Annotated in this window: 18 protein-coding genes; 8 read left to right on the top strand and 10 right to left on the bottom strand. The window is 70.2% G+C overall.

Going from position 1 to position 14,928, the window contains the following annotated elements; genetic code table 11:
* Positions 1-41: 41 nt before the first annotated feature.
* From ACZ7L6_RS06570 to nrdJ, 4 genes are all read left to right on the top strand, one after another.
* A complete protein-coding gene (locus ACZ7L6_RS06570) occupies positions 42-320 on the top strand; it encodes a hypothetical protein (RefSeq protein WP_471920865.1) in 279 nt (92 codons plus the stop codon).
* The gene (locus tag ACZ7L6_RS06565; RefSeq protein WP_471920864.1) at positions 321-713 is read left to right on the top strand and encodes a hypothetical protein; all 393 of its coding nucleotides are present in this window, start codon (positions 321-323) and stop codon (positions 711-713) included. It begins immediately after the preceding gene.
* Positions 710-1,075 carry a hypothetical protein gene (locus tag ACZ7L6_RS06560; protein ID WP_471920863.1) on the top strand — a complete coding sequence of 122 codons (366 nt, stop codon included), beginning with the start codon at positions 710-712 and terminating at the stop codon, positions 1,073-1,075. Before ACZ7L6_RS06565 ends, ACZ7L6_RS06560 begins: the two co-directional genes overlap by 4 nt.
* Positions 1,076-1,155: 80 nt before the next feature.
* Complete coding sequence (gene nrdJ / locus ACZ7L6_RS06555; protein WP_471920862.1) at positions 1,156-3,246, top strand: ribonucleoside-triphosphate reductase, adenosylcobalamin-dependent; 2,091 nt, start codon at positions 1,156-1,158, stop codon at positions 3,244-3,246.
* A gap of 56 nt (positions 3,247-3,302) precedes the next feature.
* Here nrdJ and ACZ7L6_RS06550 read toward each other — a convergent pair whose 3' ends face one another.
* From ACZ7L6_RS06550 to ACZ7L6_RS06525, 6 genes are all read right to left on the bottom strand, one after another.
* Positions 3,303-4,142: a protein kinase family protein gene (locus tag ACZ7L6_RS06550; RefSeq protein ID WP_471920861.1), complete on the bottom strand. Its 840-nt coding sequence runs from the start codon at positions 4,140-4,142 to the stop codon at positions 3,303-3,305.
* Positions 4,143-4,211: 69 nt separating this feature from the next.
* Positions 4,212-4,646 (bottom strand): glycine-rich domain-containing protein, encoded by a 435-nt coding sequence (locus tag ACZ7L6_RS06545; RefSeq protein ID WP_471920860.1) that lies wholly within the window; start codon positions 4,644-4,646, stop codon positions 4,212-4,214.
* Positions 4,647-4,727: 81 nt separating this feature from the next.
* Entirely contained in the window at positions 4,728-4,865 is a 138-nt protein-coding gene (locus ACZ7L6_RS06540; RefSeq protein ID WP_471920859.1) for a hypothetical protein, read from the bottom strand.
* Complete coding sequence (locus tag ACZ7L6_RS06535; protein WP_471920858.1) at positions 4,862-5,113, bottom strand: hypothetical protein; 252 nt, start codon at positions 5,111-5,113, stop codon at positions 4,862-4,864. Before ACZ7L6_RS06535 ends, ACZ7L6_RS06540 begins: the two co-directional genes overlap by 4 nt.
* Positions 5,114-5,207: 94 nt before the next feature.
* Entirely contained in the window at positions 5,208-6,437 is a 1,230-nt protein-coding gene (locus tag ACZ7L6_RS06530; RefSeq protein ID WP_471920857.1) for a helix-turn-helix domain-containing protein, read from the bottom strand.
* Positions 6,438-6,593: 156 nt separating this feature from the next.
* Complete coding sequence (locus tag ACZ7L6_RS06525; protein WP_471920856.1) at positions 6,594-8,012, bottom strand: DUF6421 family protein; 1,419 nt, start codon at positions 8,010-8,012, stop codon at positions 6,594-6,596.
* 398 nt (positions 8,013-8,410) lie between these two features.
* On the opposite strand from ACZ7L6_RS06525, the gene ACZ7L6_RS06520 reads away from it, so the two are divergent.
* Positions 8,411-9,094 carry a glycerophosphodiester phosphodiesterase gene (locus tag ACZ7L6_RS06520; RefSeq protein WP_471920855.1) on the top strand — a complete coding sequence of 228 codons (684 nt, stop codon included), beginning with the start codon at positions 8,411-8,413 and terminating at the stop codon, positions 9,092-9,094.
* Positions 9,095-9,121: 27 nt separating this feature from the next.
* Here the strand turns inward: ACZ7L6_RS06520 and ACZ7L6_RS06515 are convergent, their stop codons facing one another.
* Positions 9,122-9,673 carry a GNAT family N-acetyltransferase gene (locus ACZ7L6_RS06515; protein ID WP_471920854.1) on the bottom strand — a complete coding sequence of 184 codons (552 nt, stop codon included), beginning with the start codon at positions 9,671-9,673 and terminating at the stop codon, positions 9,122-9,124.
* An 83-nt stretch (positions 9,674-9,756) separates the two neighbouring features.
* Between ACZ7L6_RS06515 and ACZ7L6_RS06510 the strand changes: the two genes are divergently transcribed.
* On the top strand, positions 9,757-10,149 hold the full coding sequence (locus ACZ7L6_RS06510; protein ID WP_471920853.1) for a VOC family protein: 393 nt from the start codon (positions 9,757-9,759) through the stop codon (positions 10,147-10,149).
* Position 10,150: 1 nt separating this feature from the next.
* Here ACZ7L6_RS06510 and ACZ7L6_RS06505 read toward each other — a convergent pair whose 3' ends face one another.
* Complete coding sequence (locus tag ACZ7L6_RS06505) at positions 10,151-11,065, bottom strand: N-acetyltransferase (protein WP_471920852.1); 915 nt, start codon at positions 11,063-11,065, stop codon at positions 10,151-10,153.
* Between the two features lie 168 nt (positions 11,066-11,233).
* On the opposite strand from ACZ7L6_RS06505, the gene ACZ7L6_RS06500 reads away from it, so the two are divergent.
* Positions 11,234-11,998, top strand: coding sequence for a VOC family protein (locus ACZ7L6_RS06500; protein WP_471920851.1), 765 nt, complete (start codon positions 11,234-11,236; stop codon positions 11,996-11,998).
* A gap of 26 nt (positions 11,999-12,024) precedes the next feature.
* Here the strand turns inward: ACZ7L6_RS06500 and ACZ7L6_RS06495 are convergent, their stop codons facing one another.
* The gene (locus ACZ7L6_RS06495) at positions 12,025-12,561 is read right to left on the bottom strand and encodes a MarR family winged helix-turn-helix transcriptional regulator (RefSeq protein WP_471920850.1); all 537 of its coding nucleotides are present in this window, start codon (positions 12,559-12,561) and stop codon (positions 12,025-12,027) included.
* On the bottom strand, positions 12,558-14,066 hold the full coding sequence (locus ACZ7L6_RS06490; protein ID WP_471920849.1) for an FUSC family protein: 1,509 nt from the start codon (positions 14,064-14,066) through the stop codon (positions 12,558-12,560). The genes ACZ7L6_RS06495 and ACZ7L6_RS06490 overlap by 4 nt, the downstream gene beginning before the upstream one ends.
* A 168-nt stretch (positions 14,067-14,234) precedes the next feature.
* Between ACZ7L6_RS06490 and ACZ7L6_RS06485 the strand changes: the two genes are divergently transcribed.
* The gene (locus ACZ7L6_RS06485; protein WP_471920848.1) at positions 14,235-14,774 is read left to right on the top strand and encodes a DUF5134 domain-containing protein; all 540 of its coding nucleotides are present in this window, start codon (positions 14,235-14,237) and stop codon (positions 14,772-14,774) included.
* Positions 14,775-14,928 lie beyond the last annotated feature (154 nt).

The raw sequence follows: 14,928 nt of genomic DNA, 5'->3' as shown, positions 1-14,928 counted from the left end.
CCTACGAGACCGCCGAGCAGGCGGGCGCGGACTGGTCCATCGTGACCGAGGAGGTCGACGGGATCGCCCAGCGCGTCGCCCGCAAGGCCGGCGAGCAGTACGGCATGACGCTGGAGTACGAGGACGCCTACCAAGAGGCGCTGATCCTGCTCGCAACGCGCCCCACCAGGGCCAGGAGCGCCTACCAGGCCGGTCCGGGCGCCCTGTACCGGTGGCTGTCTCAGAGGCTGCGAGACGAGCACCTGACCGAGGCCAAGCACCGCTCCAAAGCGAAGTCCTGGGAGGTCAACCAGGCCCAGCTCGAAGCGCAGGGCTTCTGAGTGGCAGGTGGGTACAACCGGGCCCTTGTCGAGCGGATGCTGACGGCCATCTGGGACCCCGACGCCGCCTACGGCATGAAGAACGAGCTCGCCCCGGACGCCGACATGCCCAAGGGCCACGTCGACAAGAAGAAGGGCAGCAACTTCCTCGTCCACCTCGCCGACGTCCGGCACGGCTACCGCACCGCCGAGCTGACGACCATCGAGCGGCAGTCCCTCGTCCTTCGTTACGGCCTGGACCTGGAATACGACGAGATCGGCACCACGCGGGGCGTGCGCAAGCAGTCCGCGCAGGAAGCCACCGAACGTGCAGTCGGCAAGCTCACCGCCCACCTGAACGGCGAGCGCTACATCGACGGATACGACCAACCGACCAAGGAGGACGAGCAGTGAGCAGCGAAGCGCCGGCCGGCATGGCGGACTACATGCGCGAGTACTGGGACACCACCGGCCTCATGTACTACTGGCGCAACCTCGACGACGGGCAGATCTACTCGCGCCCCTTCAACGAGGAGGAGCTGGCCGGCGTCGCCAAGCGGCAGATGCTCGACCAGCTCGGCGAGGAGGCGAAGGAGGCGATCGTCCTGAACGACGCCTGGATCGACGCCAACGACGCCTTCCTCCTGGTCGAGGCGCCCACGCCCGAGGAGCTACTGATCCAGATGCGCTCGCTCACCGAACAGGCGAGCTACCAGGCAGGCACCGCCAAGCGCGTGATCAAGGTACTGGCCGAACTCACCGGCCGCCAGGTGTGAAAGTTTCGCAGGGGGCAGTCCATTCGGGCTGTCCCCTCGGGGCGGTGAAAGAGCACGAACTTCCAAGGAGGACTTACACAGTGACGACCGAGACCCAGGTTCCTTTCGGCCCGACCGGGCAGCTCGTTTACGAGCGGACCTACTCCCGGACCCTGGCCGATGGCTCGAAGGAGACCTGGCCGGACACGGTCCGCCGCGTGGCCCGCGGCAACCTCGCCCTTGTCCACGGCCCCGACATGGAGAGCTGGCCGCAGGAAGCCAAGGACGAGCACGACGAACTCGTGGCCTTCATGGACGTGTTCGCCATCATCCCGGCCGGCCGCCACCTGTGGGCCACGGGAGTGAAGGGCCGCCAGTATCTGTTCAACTGCCACGTCGCCCCCTGGGGCGAGAAGCTGTCCCGCCACTTCGAGTTCACCTTCATGCGCCTGATGGAGGGCGGCGGTGTCGGCGGCAACTACAGCTCGAAGTACCTCCGACCGTACGGCGCCCCGCCCCGCGAGCTCGAAGTGCACGTCGTGTGCGACCCGATGCACCAGGACTACGAGGAGATGAAGGCCGCCGGCCTGCTCTCCGAGGAGTACGACTCCGATTGGGCCGGGGCCTTCGAGGTCGAGGACTCCCGCGAGGGCTGGGCCGGTGCGCTCGTCGACCTGATCGACACCTTCATGACCGACAGCCCGGTCAAGCACCGAGCCCGCGTCTACGACGTGTCCCGCGTGCGCTGCAAGGGCAGCCGCCTGAAGACCTTCGGCGGTACTGCCTCGGGCCCCGGCCCGTTCGCCCGCATGATGATCGAGGTCGGCCGCATCCTCTCGGCAGCCGCTTCCGCCGAACGTTGGGACGGCCCGCACCCGCACCTCACCCCCACGGAGGCGATGGAGATCGACCACGCCATCGCTGAGTGCGTCGTCTCCGGTGGCGTGCGCCGCTCGGCCCGCATGGCGATCTGCGCGTGGGACGACCCGTTCATCGACGAGTTCCTGGTGTGTAAGTTGGACGGGTCCCGGCACTGGACCACGAACATTTCCGTCGAGATCGACAACCGCTTCATCACCGCGCTCAACAGCCTCGACACGGCCACCTTCTTGGAGGCGCAGCGCGTCCTCAACCGCGTCGTCGAGGGGATGCTGCGCAACGGGGAGCCCGGCCTGTGGAACAGCTCGTACTCCAACGAGGGCGAGGTCGGGGAGGTCATCGCGACCAACCCGTGCGGCGAGATCGCGCTGGAGCCCGCCGAGAACTGCAACCTCGGGCACGTCAACCTCGACTACTTCGCCCAGCAGGCCCCCGGCCGGCGCTTCGACAGGGTGGGCCTGGCCCGAGCGCACCGGCTGATGACCCGGTTCCTCATGCGCGCGACCTACGGCGACGTGACGGACTCCGAGCAGGCCGCCAAGCTCGCAACCAACCGCCGCATCGGCGTCGGCCACCTCGGAGTGCAGGGCTTCCTCGCCAAGCAGGGGCTCCGGTACTCCACCGCCTCCTACAGCGAGCGCTTCCGCTCCCTCCTGGCCGACCTGTACGACGTCGTCCGCGAGGAGGCCCGCGAGTACGCCTTCCAGCTCCGCATACCCGAGCCGGTCAAGGTCACGACCGTCGCACCGACCGGCTCGATCGCGAAACTGCCCGGCGTGAGCGAGGGAATCCACCCGATCTACGCCAGGCACTTCCTCCGTCGCGTCCGGTTCTCGATGACCGACCCGGCACAGGTGAAGACGGTCAACGATGCCGTCCTCGCCGGCCACTTGGTCGAGAAGTGCATCTACGACCAGTCCGGCAACACCATGGTCGTGGCCTACCCGACCAAGGAGAAGCTGGTCGCCGAGGTCGAGGCCATGGGGTACGACCCGGCCATCGTCGAGTCCGCGGACGAGATCCCACTGGACGCGATGCTCGCCTTCCAGGCCATGTACCAGACCGAGTACGCCGACAACGCGGTGAGCTTCACCGTGAACTTCCCCGAGGGCGCGTACACGGTCGACGAGGCCGCGAAGATCATCCGCATGTGGCTGCCGGACCTCAAGGGCACCACCCTGATGCCGGACGGCACCCGTGCACAGGCTCCCTACGAGCGGATCTCCGCGGAAGAGTTCTCCCAGTACCTGGTGACCTCGATCGAGGACTCCACCGACGAGGACTGCACGACCGGCGCGTGCCCGGTGCGCTGACCGCATGACGAAGACCCCCTGGCCTCACGGCCGGGGGGTCTTTCGCCGTTTCGTGCTCAGCTCAGCGCCGCGACGACTTCGCCGATCGTGGGACGGTCCGCCGGGTTGTAGCTGAGCATCGCATCCACCAAGGGACCGAGCTTGCCGGGCGCACTCACCTGCCGGCGTTCCCCGTTCGCGACGGCCTGGCGCTGAACGGACCGAGGAGCGTCGTCGGGGTACTCGACAGCCCGCCATCCCGTCGAAGCGATGAGCAGGGACGCGCCGAGCGCGTAGACGTCCGCCTCGAAGGTCGGCACAGCCTCGCTGGTCTCCAGGATGGCCTTGCTGATCTCCGGAGCCTCGTAGTGGACCAGGCAGCCGCGGTACGTGAAGTCGTAGCCGTCCGGCACCCACTTGCCGTGAGCCAGGGCGAGGTCGATCAGGTACGTGGTGTCCAGGCCGACGATGAAGTGGGCCGGCTGTACGTCGCCGTGCGCCCACCCCGCTCCGTGAAGGTCGGCGAGAGCCTGAGCGCACGACCGGGCGACGTCCATGTGGGGCTCGACCTTCGACCCCTCCTTGCGGACGGGCGCCCACAGGTCGTACAAGTCGGGGCCCTCGCGCCAGGGTTGGATGTTCCAGGTGCCGTGCTCCCACTCGCCATACAGGACACCCTTGGCGCCGAGCTTGAACAGGATGTGCCCCTCACGGGCCGGCGCGAGGGCCGTCCACGGCTGGGCAGACCACTCGTCGGTCGCTTCGATGGGGTATCCGAGCTTGACGGCGTATCTGCGTCCATCGCTTTCGACGTCCCAGACTGCGGAGCCGCGCCGGTTCAGGTGACAGCGGCTCTCGGTGGGCGCGATGGCATCCAGGACCACGATGGGCAGCTCCGAGGCGGCCGGGTTGGACACTTCGTCTCCTTCTCAGAGGGGCGCGGCCGACCCCCTTGCGCGAGGGCCGGCCGCGTCCGGGAACGAACCTTACTGACCGTACGGGCGACCGCAGTCCGAGTCGCACTGGAACGCGGTGTCGCCCACGCTCCATCGCGCGTCGATGACCTGGAACCCGGCCGCCTTCATGGCCTGCGCCGACCTGGTCACGTCCTCGACCGTCCGCGGGACGCCGGGCCGGGCGTTGTGGTGCAGGAAGCGGCCGGCGTGCTGCTGGCAGAAGGCGTGGTGGTCCGGGGTGTGCAGGATGAAGGCGTGCAGGCCCTCGTCCACGTCGTCGCTGGGCACCATGGGGACGGTGGACGTCGCGGCCACGTACACGAAGCCGATGGCCTGGTCCGTGACCTGCTCGGCGAACTCGCGGTCGCGCCCCTTCTCGTGCATGACCATCCGGACGATGCTGTCGAACAGCTCCTCGTCGACCAGCTCGCGACCCGTACGCAGCTCCACCTTGGTTGCGGACATGCTGAACCTCCATGCGTGTGTCGGGGGTTGGAAGACCCTGCACCAGCGCCACGGGGGAACGACGCTGGAGCAGGGCCGGTCTCACGGGTTGGCCATGACGTACCCGGCGGCGAGCGTGAACCCCACCGAACCGGCAATCGCGGCGACGAAGAGGGGGCCGGCGTACCGGCCGAGTAATCGCACGACCGCGACCTTGCCGCGTCCAAGTCGGGCCCTCACAGGCCCGTCCTCGAAGCCGCGTTGCGGGCCGAGTTGCGAGCGGTCAACTCCTCGCGCGCCGAAGGGCGGCGCAGCTCGAAGGCGTCCCACTCTCGGCCCCCATTGAAGGGGCGGAGCTGCACACGGTCCCCGCCCGCGTGCCCCATCACTACGCCGACCTTGTCCTGGGCGACGTCCACCATCAGCGAGCCGAGCGCACAGTCCTTCGGCGCCACGGTCGCCTGCTTTTTTCTCTCCGTCGTGGCCATGCGCAAGACGCTACGGTCGCTTGCAGAGACCATCCAGACACGGAGTGTGGTAGTTCTCTGACTGATCGCCAGGAACTACTACGGGGCATGGTAGTTACCCCGCGACGCCCAGGTGAGAGGCCATGTCGCGCATGTCCTGAGTCAGGGTCCGCTTCCGGTGGCTCAGGATGTCCCGCATGACGTGACGAGCCATCGACTGGTGCGTCAGCCACTCCGATGCCTCGGACTTCACGCCCGTCAGCACGTCCATCGCGTCCTGGTGAGAGCCGAGCAGCACGTGAGCCCGTGCTACGTCGAGCCGGTGCCTGGCCCAGTTGTTCGGGCTCGGGCGACCGAGCTTCTTCAGCGCCTTCGCTGCCAGCGGGCCATCGTCGGCCCGGCTGAGCACGCCGCGGGCATCCCCGACCAGGGACAGGTCTTCAATCCTCTTCGTCTCGGCCGTCACGGGCCCGAACGAAGACCAATGCTGCCGGAAGTCGGTGTGCTCGGCGTCGAGCCCGCTGGCGGCCTGTGCAGCCATGCGGCGGGCCTGCTTGGCGACGTCCGGCCGGTTGTTCCGTATGGCGGCAGAGGCTACGCGCTGATGCAGCTCCCCCCACACGGCCAGCTCACCCGGCGTGGCGCTGGACATCCGCGGCTCGACTTCCTCGGCCGTGGTGGCGGCAAGATGCTCGGCCTCGTCGAAGCGGTCCTGGCGCAGGAGCAGCCACCCCATGCCGACGACACCTGTAGCAGCGAGCTGCACCTGCCCGGCTTCCCGAGCATCCACGATGGCTCGCGAGAGGGCGTGATACGCCATGTCGTAGCGCCGCACCTGGGTCAGGTACTTCCCGGCCAGCAGGAAGGCACCAGCGCGCGTGATGACGGCGCGCTGACGCGCCTCACCCTCGCTCAGGGCGACGGCTGTCTCGGCGGCACGCAGAATGCCGGGCAGCGCCCTTGCCACCGAGTCGTAGCGGTCGGCGTGGTACAGGCTGTGCGAGTCGTCGATGTCTCGCTGGATCGAGGTGAGATCGCGGACGTCGGTCGGCTCCGTGAGCACGCTGGACAGTCCGACCGGCGGCATGAGTGCACGGCGCAGCTCGGTGAGCTTGGGACCGTCGCCCTCTGCCTCATGGACAGGGGCCGGCGCTTCCGAGGCGAACAGGCTGGACGTCGTCGTGCCGAGAGCTCGGGCCAGCGCGTGGATCGTCTCGACGGAGACGCTTCCGCCCTGCTCGACCTTGCGGACGGTCCCGAGGGAGAGGTCGGCTTCCTCGGCGAGCCGTTCCTGGGTCCATCCCTTGGTTCGCCGATGGCTACGGACGTTCTCTTGGAGCGACATCGAATCACCTCCCGTCCAGAGTACGGCCCCCAGTAGTAGACGCGGGAGGAATGTTGCGCTACGAGTCTGGGTCGGGTACGTCGCCCAGACCAGGGAAGGATCTCCAGGCATGACGAAGGCCCCCGCCGTGTGGCAGGGGCCTGTCGTTTGCCCAGGTCAGGACGCCTTCGAGCTCGCGATCTCGAACTCGAAACCTGAAGCGTCCCCGCGAATTCCCTTGGTGGAGGCGATCACGGTCTTCAGCTTCTTGGAGAGGGCCTCATAGAACATGCTCAGCGGAAACTCGTCCGGAAGCACGTCATCGACGAGTTTGCGCGGCGGCTGCGTCAGGTCGAGGGCGTCGGGGCCCTTGGCCCACTTGGATCCCGGGTGCGGGGCGAGATAGGTGGAGACCAGCTCGTAGCCGGCGAACCAGTGGACGAGCTTGGGACGGTCGATGCCGTCGCGGTACAGCTTCTCGATCTCGGCGCACAGCTCGTTGGTGACCTGCGGGGCACGCTGCCAGTCGATGAAGAGCTTGTTGTCGGTCCAGCGCACCACGTCGTGCTTGTGCAGGTAGGCGAAGAGCAGCTGCCCGCCGAGGCCGTCGTAGTTGCGCACGCGCTCACCGGTGACCGGGAAGCGGAACATGCGGTCGAACAGCACCGCGTACTGCACGTCACGGGCCTGTGGGACGCCGTCGCCCTCCAGCTTCACGGCCTCCTTGAAGGCGGTGAGGTCGCAGCGCAGCTCCTCCAGGCCGTACATCCAGAACGGCTGGCGCTGCTTGATCATGAACGGGTCGAACGGCAGGTCGCCGTGGCTGTGGGTGCGGTCGTGGACCATGTCCCACAGCACGAACGCCTCTTCGCAGCGCTTCTGGTCGTGGACCATCGCGGCGATGTCCTCGGGCAGGTCGAGGCCCAGGATGTCGACGGCGGCGTCGGTGACGCGGCGGAAGCGAGCGGCCTCGCGGTCGCAGAAGATGCCGCCCCAGCTGAAGCGCTCCGGGGCCTCGCGCACGGCGATGGTCTCCGGGAAGAGGACGGCGGAGTTGGTGTCGTACCCGGCCGTGAAGTCCTCGAACTTGATGCCGCAGAACAGCGGGTTGTCGTAGCGGGTGCGCTCCAGCTCGGCCAGCCAGTCCGGCCAGACCATGCGCAGCACGACCGCCTCGAGGTTGCGGTCGGGGTTGCCGTTCTGCGTGTACATCGGGAAGACGACCAGGTGCTGCAGGCCGTCCGCGCGGTTCGCGGCGGGCTGGAAGGCCAGCAGCGAGTCGAGGAAGTCCGGCACCTCGAAGCCGCCCTCGGCCCAGCGGGTCAGGTCCTTCACCAGGGCCGCGTGGTAGTCGGCGTCGTGCGGGAGCAGCGGGGACAGCTCCTCGACGGCCTCGGCGACACGCCGTACGGCGGCCTCGGCGTCGGCGGGCTTCGGCGCGCCCTCGGCCTCGAAGTCGATCGAGCCGTCCTTGGACTGCCATGGCCGGATCTGCTCCACGGCATCCTTGAGCACCGGCCACGCCGGGTGCTCGACCACCCTGGTCGCGGGAGGAATCCGCCCCTCCGAAGCCGCCTGCACAAGAATTTCCGTCATGTCCCATCCTCCACGGGAGAACCTCGCGTAAGCAGACCGTATACATACGAGGTTTCTCCCAGCAAGAGGAGGCCCGGGAAATTATCCTGCCCGACCCCCTTGGTCACCGAACTTTTTCCTGTCGGATGCCGGGACGGCGCATACTCCGGCTCTGCGTGGGCATACGCGGGAACCGGACAACGCGATCCACGGCGGCCGGTCAATCCCCGCGGGACTCGCCCACGCGAGGGTGACGACCCGGGGGCAGGGGAACCAGACACGGCATGTCCATCGCCGCAAACGCGGGGCACACGTGGGGTTCATCACGCCCGCAGGCCACTAGGCTGCGGCTGCCGCGCGAACAGTCCGCTCCGGTTTGCGCGCGAGCCGAGCCGCCGTCGACGGAAGCGAGTTGAATCTTGAACTTCCTTACCATCGGTCACCGCGGAGTCATGGGTGTCGAACCCGAGAACACCCTCCGTTCCTTCGTCGCAGCCCAGCAGGCCGGCCTCGACGTCCTCGAACTCGATCTCCATCTGAGCAAGGACGGCGCCCTCGTCGTCATGCACGACACCGACGTGGACCGCACCACCGACGGCACCGGCCCGATCGCCGACAAGACCCTCGCCGAACTGCGCGCCCTGGACGCGGGCCGCGGCGAGCGCGTCCCCGTCTTCGAAGAGGTCCTGGACGCCGTGCGGTCGCCGCTCCAGGCCGAGATCAAGGACGTCGCGGCGGCACGGGCGCTCGCCGAGGTGATGAACGACCGCGATCTGGTCTCCCGGGTCGAGGTGTCCTCGTTCCACGACGACGCGATCGCCGAGATCGCCCGCCTGGTCCCCGGCGTACGGACCGCGCTGATCGCCAGCCGCTACGGCACCGACATCGTGGACCGCGCCGTGGCGGCCGGCGCGGCGACCGTCTGCCTGAACATCCGCCGGCTCACCCTGGAAGTCGTGGAGCACGCCCGCAAGGCGGACCTGAGGATCATCGGCTGGGTGGTCAACACGCAGGACCACCTGCGTCTGGTACGGGCCCTGGGCCTGGACGGCGCGACCACCGACTATCCCGAGATCAAGCGCACCGGCCGCTTCACAGCATGACCAGCCGTGTGGCTCCTCGCATGAACGTCACACCAGCTGCTTGACCAGCAGCTCGAACTGCAGGTCGTCGCGCTGCGGGATGCCGAAGCGCTCGTCGCCGTACGGGAACGGGGTCATCCTTCCCGTACGGCGGTAGCCGCGCCGCTCGTACCAGGCGATGAGGTCGTTCCGTACGGAGATCACGGTCATGTGCATCTCGGTGGCGTCCCATGTCTCGCGGGCCTGCCGCTCAGCCTCCGCGATGATCACCTTGCCGAGGCCGGCGCCCTGGAGTGCGGGGCTGACCGCGAACATCCCGAAGTAGGCGTGGGCGCCGCGGTGTTCGAGCTGGCAGCAGGCGACCATCTGGCCGTCCCGCTCGACCGTCAGCAACCGGCTGTCGGGCGACTTGACGACCGCCAGCACGCCTTCGGGATCGGTCCGTTGTCCTTCGAGGATGTCCGCCTCCGTCGTCCACCCGACCCGGCTGGAGTCGCCGCGGTAGGCGGACTCGATCAGCGCGACCAGCGCGTCCACGTCGGCGTCGGTGGCGTCGCGGAAGGTGAGTCCGGTGGCGGCGGTGGTCGCGGCGGTGTCCATGGTGCGGTTCTCCACTTCTCGGGCGCGTTCTCGGGCGCGGCTCGGGCACCGCTGAGCGTAACCCGCCACTAGGCTCCGGCCGCATGGTGCACGTACTGAGCGGACGGACCCTCCTCCAGCCCACCGACCCCGAGCGCTCCCGACTCTTCTACGGCGAGCAACTGGGCCTGGCCGTCTACCGCGAGTTCGGAACGGGCCCGGAGCGCGGCACCGTGTACTTCCTCGGCGGCGGGTTCCTGGAGGTCTCCGGCCGTTCCGAGACCCCGCAGTCGCCGGCCGTCCGGCTGTGGCTGCAGGTCGAGGACGTGGCGGCCGCGCACGACGAGCTGCGGGACAAGGGCGTCGAGATCGTGCGGCCGCCGGTGAAGGAGCCGTGGGGGCTGATCGAGATGTGGATCGCGGATCCGGACGGGACGCGGATCGTGCTGGTGGAGGTCCCGGCGGAGCACCCGCTGCGGTACCGGCCGGGGATCTGAGTCACCCCGGGCGGTGTTCCCAGCGGCGGTCGGTGCGGGTCAGTTCGCGGAAGCCGGCCGAGGTCAGGTGGCCGGTCATCGTGCGGTCGGTGGCCGCTTCGTAGGCGAGGAGGCGGTCGACGCCGCACAGGCGCAGCCAGTCGGCGGCCTGCCCCAGGAGCCAGTGCTCCAGGCCCGTGCCGTATGCCGAAGGGTCTATGTGCAAGTTGCCGATGTCGGCGAGGCCCGCGCCCCGTGTGTGGCGTTCGGGGCGGGACAGGGCCGTGTCGACCTCGATGAAGCCGAGGGCGCGACCGTCGGTGTGCGCCGTGAGGCGTGTGCCGCACTCCCCCAGCGTGCGGTCGAGGGTGACGCCGGGGCGTGGCTCGTGGGGCGGCAGGTCGGCCACGCGCGCGATGAGGAGCACCTCGGTGTCGCCGACGTGCCGGAAGCCGGAGCGTTCGTAGAGGGCGCGGATGTGCGGCCAGGTGCGGGGCAGGCCGTAGACGGCCGGGGCGGGGATCTCGCCGCTCGCGTACCGGGCGCGGACGTGCCAGCGGGCCAGCTGGGCCAGGCAGGCGCTCATCAGCAGGTCCGCGGCCTCGTCGGAGTCCGGCCAGAAGGAGGCCGGCGGACGGCAGACGAACCAGTCGATCTCGCCGATGTCCCGGTACTGCGGGCCGACCTCGTCGTCCGCCCGGTAGCGCAGCAGATGGGCTGCGGCCACGACGTAGTCGCGCTGCTCGGCGACGAGGGTCACGCGCTCACTCACCCACGGGTCGGTGATGAACTCGCCCGGCTGCCGCTCCAGATCACTGAGCACCGCGTTGACGGAGACGGAGACGCCGGGGACGACGGCGGCGACGTGCTGGTTGATCAGTTCGGTGAGCTGGTCGCGGTCGGCGCGGCGGAAGGTGCGCACTTCGAGCGCGGGCATACGGAAACCTCCGGTCGGAGAACGGTGCCGGGAGGCCGCCACGCGGTGCGGTACGAGGTCGAGGGTACGGCGGTGGCGGCGCCGGGCTCCAGCGGGTTTCGCCGGATGGCCGGGGCCCGGGGCGGGGCTTAGCGTGCTGGAGGGGGCTTTCCGTACGGAAGGAGCGCCATGAAGCTCGACAAGCCGGTGACCGGCGGTCCCTGCTGGACCGAGCTCGGGACCAGCGACCTGGCCGCGGCCAAGCGGTTCTACGAGGGGTTGTTCGGCTGGCGCGCCGAGACCGATCCGCGTCAGGAGGCCGGCGGCTACACGATCGCGCACCTGCGGGACGCGCCGGTGGCCGCGCTGACGCCGCTGTACCAGGAGGGGCAGCCGGTGGCCTGGAACGTCTCGTTCGCGGTGCCGGACGCGGACGCCGCCGTCGCGCAGGTGACCGAGGCCGGCGGCACGGTGCTGGTCGGTCCGATGGACGTGTTCGACGTGGGCCGCTTCGCGGTGGCCGTGGACCCCACGGGCGCGGCCTTCCAGCTCTGGCAGGCGCGGGCGTTCCCGGGCGCCGGGCTGCTCAACGCGCCCGGCTCGCTGGGCTGGGTGGAGCTCATGACCCGGGCGCCCGAGCGGGCCGTGGAGTTCTACACGACGGTGTTCGGCTGGAGCGTCAACGCCTCGGAGCACTACACGCAGTGGGGCATCGACGGCGCCGACTTCGGCGGCATGGTGACGATGGACGACAAGTTCCCGCACGAGGTGCCGGCGCACTGGCTGCCGTACTTCGCCGTGCTGGACGTGGACATGACGGCGGCGGACGCGATGGAGGGAGGCGGCACCGTCCTCATGGAGCCCACCTCCGTCCCCGACGGCCCGCGCATCGCCGTCCTGCGGGACCCGCAAGGAGCGGTGTTCGGCGTCTACCGCGCGGCCGACGAGGACTGAGGCTGTTTCCTGGGCTCCCGTCGGGCTCAGGCGCGCAGCGCGCCCAGCCGCCCCTCCAGCTGGCCCAGCAAGTCGCCGAGCAGGGAGGCCAGTTCGTGCTGCCCCTGCGGGTCCAGGCCGGACAGTACGGCCGTCTCGTAGGCGAGTTGCTCGGGCAGGGTGCCGTCGACGAGCTCCCGGCCGGCGTCCGTGAGGCGGACGTGGGCGACACGGCGGTCCCGGCTGTCGCCGCGGCGCTCCACCAGGCCGCGTTCGGTCAGCTGCTTGAGGCGTTTGGTGACGGCGGCGCCCGAGGAGAAGGTCTCGCGGGCGAGTTCACTGGGGGTCAGCTCGTGGCCGGTGCGGCGCAGCGCGCCGAGCAGGTCGAACTCGGGACGGCTGAGGCCCGCGCGGCGCAGGGGGGCGTCCTCGGCCTGCTGGAGGAGGGCGGCGCAGCGGTTGATGCGGCCGATGATCTCCATCGGGCCGGTGTCGAGATCCGGGTGGACGGCCTGCCACTGCCGGACCACCGAGGCGACCGTGTCCTGTCTCGTCCCGGTCGGCCCGCCGTTCGTCGCCGTCATGGCCGTATGCCCTCCGTTGCGTCGCTGCCCGTGCGCTGGTCCGGGTGCGGCCCATGGTTCCGCCCCGTCGCCGCGAGCGTACGGGGTGTGGTCCGCTCGGTGCGCACGACCCGCTGCCGGCGCCGCTCGGGTACGGCCACCGCGGCGACGAGACCGACCAGGGCCCCGAGCAGGGTGTCCACGACCCGCTCGGTGATCAGCCGCCCGGGTTCCTGGAACCCGGCGAACTCGGTGACGAGCAGCGCCAGCGGGGTCACGCAGACGCTGCCGAGCCAGTAGTTGCGGCTGATCAGCGCTTCGGCGCCGAAGTTGAGGGCGAGGCAGCACAGGACCAGGGCGACCTGGCCGGTGTGGGCCAGGGGAACCACCGCGGCGAAGAGGAGGACGCCGAGCAGGTTGCCGACGACGCGCTGGACGCCCCGGCCCCAGGTGAGTGTGAGGCCGGCCTGGTACAGGGAGGCCGCGGTGACCAGGGCCCAGCAGGGGCGGCCGATGCCCAGGGCGAGGGAGGCGTAGCCGGCGAGGGCGCAGCCGAGGGCGGTGCGCACGGCGAGCGGGGCCAGGGCGCCGAGGCGGCTCCGCAACGGGCCGGGGGGCGAGGTCGGTTCGGTGCCGAGGTCCGCGAGGTCGTCGACCTCCGGTACAGGGCGGTTGCCGCGTACCTGCCGGGCCCAGGCGCGCAGCAGGCCGGGGTCGGCGTCGGCCGGGGCGGCGATGGCGACCTCGGCGCGGACGAGGAGGCGTTCGAGGGCGCGGTGCGTCTCTGAGGGGCGGCCTGTGGAGAGGAGGGCGTGCCGGGCGGCCTGCACTGCGGTGGTGGCCGTGGCGTGGGCACGGGTGCGATCGTCGCGCGGGCCACCCTCGCCTCCGGTGCCGCGCGCGCCGTTCGTGCCGGGCGCCTCGGGCGCGCCGCCGGTGCCGGTGATGCCGCTCGCCTCGGCGTACCCAGCGGCCGCGTTCAAGGCGCCCGCGGTGGCCCGGCGTTCCGGGCCGTGGGGGCGCAGCAGGCCGGGTGCCATGCCGACGAGCCAGGCCCAGGCGCCGGCCGCGGTGGCGAGGGCGAGGTGTCCGGGGACCTGAGCCAGGGACTGCGGGGCGAACAGCGCTGCGGAGCTGACGAAGGTGAGGACCACGTTGCCGGGCGGGCCGATGCGAGTGGCGTCGCACAGCGCCTTCTGCGCGGCGGCCAGCAACGCACCCACGGTGACCAGCACGACGGCACTGGTCGTGAGCGAGGCCGCGACCAGTGCGGCGGCGAGACCGCCGAGCATGCCGAGCACCACCCACGCCAGGGCGCGGGCCCGGGCGGCGTAGGGGCGGTTGTGGGCGTAGAGCGCGCACAGGGATCCGGCCATCGTGTACATCGCCAGATCAAGCCGGCCGAGCGCCGACAGGGCGAGGTTGGGCGGGGCCACGGCGGCGACCACGCTCAAGGCGGGCTTGAACCAGATGTCCGAGGGCCGGCCGAGGCGCAGCACCGCGGCGAGCGAAAGACGACTGCTCATACCCCACACCTTAGCAAGTGTTTTACTCGTGAAGGATATGCATCGACGGGCCCGGTGACGTGCAGTGCTCCGCCGAATGCTCCCCGTGTACACCCTTGCGCTCGCGTGCGCGCCGCACGGTCAGGGCATCGACGGACTGTCCGGGACCGTCGAGCGGGGAGGGTGCGTGTGCACGGACCGGCATCGCACGGCTGGCTGCTGGTCGCGGTGTGTGCGGCGACCGGCGCCTACTGTCTGCTGCGGATGCGCAGCCACGTGGAGGAGCAGCGCCGGGCGGCGGGCGGCGAGGCGCTGATGGGCTTCGGCATGGCGGCGATGGCGGTGCCCGCCGCGGTGTTCACGCCTCCGTCGTGGGCGTGGCCCGTCTACGCGGCCGTGTTCGGCGCGGCCGCCCTGCACGCCCTGTGGTCGGCCCGGACGGGTGCCCACCACCTGCACCACCTGGTGGGAGCGTCGGCCATGGTCTACATGGCGGTCGCGATGGCCGCCTCGCCCGGGCACGAGGGCGGTCACGGCACCTCCGGCGTCCCACTGGTGACGGGCGTTCTGCTCTTGTACTTCACGGGGTACGTGCTGCTGTCCGGCGTCCGGCTGGTGCCCGTCGCCGGGGCCGGCGCCGGCGTCGCATGGGGCGACCGTCCCGAGTTGGCGCGGGCCTGCCGGCTGTCGATGGGGATCGCCATGGTGGCGATGCTGCTGGCCCTCTGAAACGCCGGTCGACGAGGCCGTGCGGTGCGGGCGCCGGGATAGCCGGGGCTTCCTGTGGGCACCCGACTCCCGTAGGTGGTGCCCGCTCCCTCCGACAGCCGGGGCTTCCTGTGGCGGGCGTCGCAAACCGGCCCCGGCATTGGCCTGTCGCCCC

The sequence above is a fragment of the Streptomyces sp. NPDC107522 genome (assembly GCF_055657525.1).
This window is presented reverse-complemented; position numbering and strand designations above follow the sequence as displayed.

What these genes read in the sequence shown, in the direction of transcription:
- ACZ7L6_RS06545 (WP_471920860.1), bottom strand. Translation starts at nt 4,646, where the DNA reads ATGTCCGCAACCAAGGTGGAGCTGCGTACGGGTCGCGAGCTGGTCGAC.
- ACZ7L6_RS06535 (WP_471920858.1), bottom strand. Translation starts at nt 5,113, where the DNA reads ATGGCCACGACGGAGAGAAAAAAGCAGGCGACCGTGGCGCCGAAGGAC.
- ACZ7L6_RS06530 (WP_471920857.1), bottom strand. Translation starts at nt 6,437, where the DNA reads ATGTCGCTCCAAGAGAACGTCCGTAGCCATCGGCGAACCAAGGGATGG.
- ACZ7L6_RS06525 (WP_471920856.1), bottom strand. Translation starts at nt 8,012, where the DNA reads ATGACGGAAATTCTTGTGCAGGCGGCTTCGGAGGGGCGGATTCCTCCC.
- ACZ7L6_RS06515 (WP_471920854.1), bottom strand. Translation starts at nt 9,673, where the DNA reads ATGGACACCGCCGCGACCACCGCCGCCACCGGACTCACCTTCCGCGAC.
- ACZ7L6_RS06510 (WP_471920853.1), top strand. Translation starts at nt 9,757, where the DNA reads ATGGTGCACGTACTGAGCGGACGGACCCTCCTCCAGCCCACCGACCCC.
- ACZ7L6_RS06505 (WP_471920852.1), bottom strand. Translation starts at nt 11,065, where the DNA reads ATGCCCGCGCTCGAAGTGCGCACCTTCCGCCGCGCCGACCGCGACCAG.
- ACZ7L6_RS06500 (WP_471920851.1), top strand. Translation starts at nt 11,234, where the DNA reads ATGAAGCTCGACAAGCCGGTGACCGGCGGTCCCTGCTGGACCGAGCTC.
- ACZ7L6_RS06495 (WP_471920850.1), bottom strand. Translation starts at nt 12,561, where the DNA reads ATGACGGCGACGAACGGCGGGCCGACCGGGACGAGACAGGACACGGTC.
- ACZ7L6_RS06490 (WP_471920849.1), bottom strand. Translation starts at nt 14,066, where the DNA reads ATGAGCAGTCGTCTTTCGCTCGCCGCGGTGCTGCGCCTCGGCCGGCCC.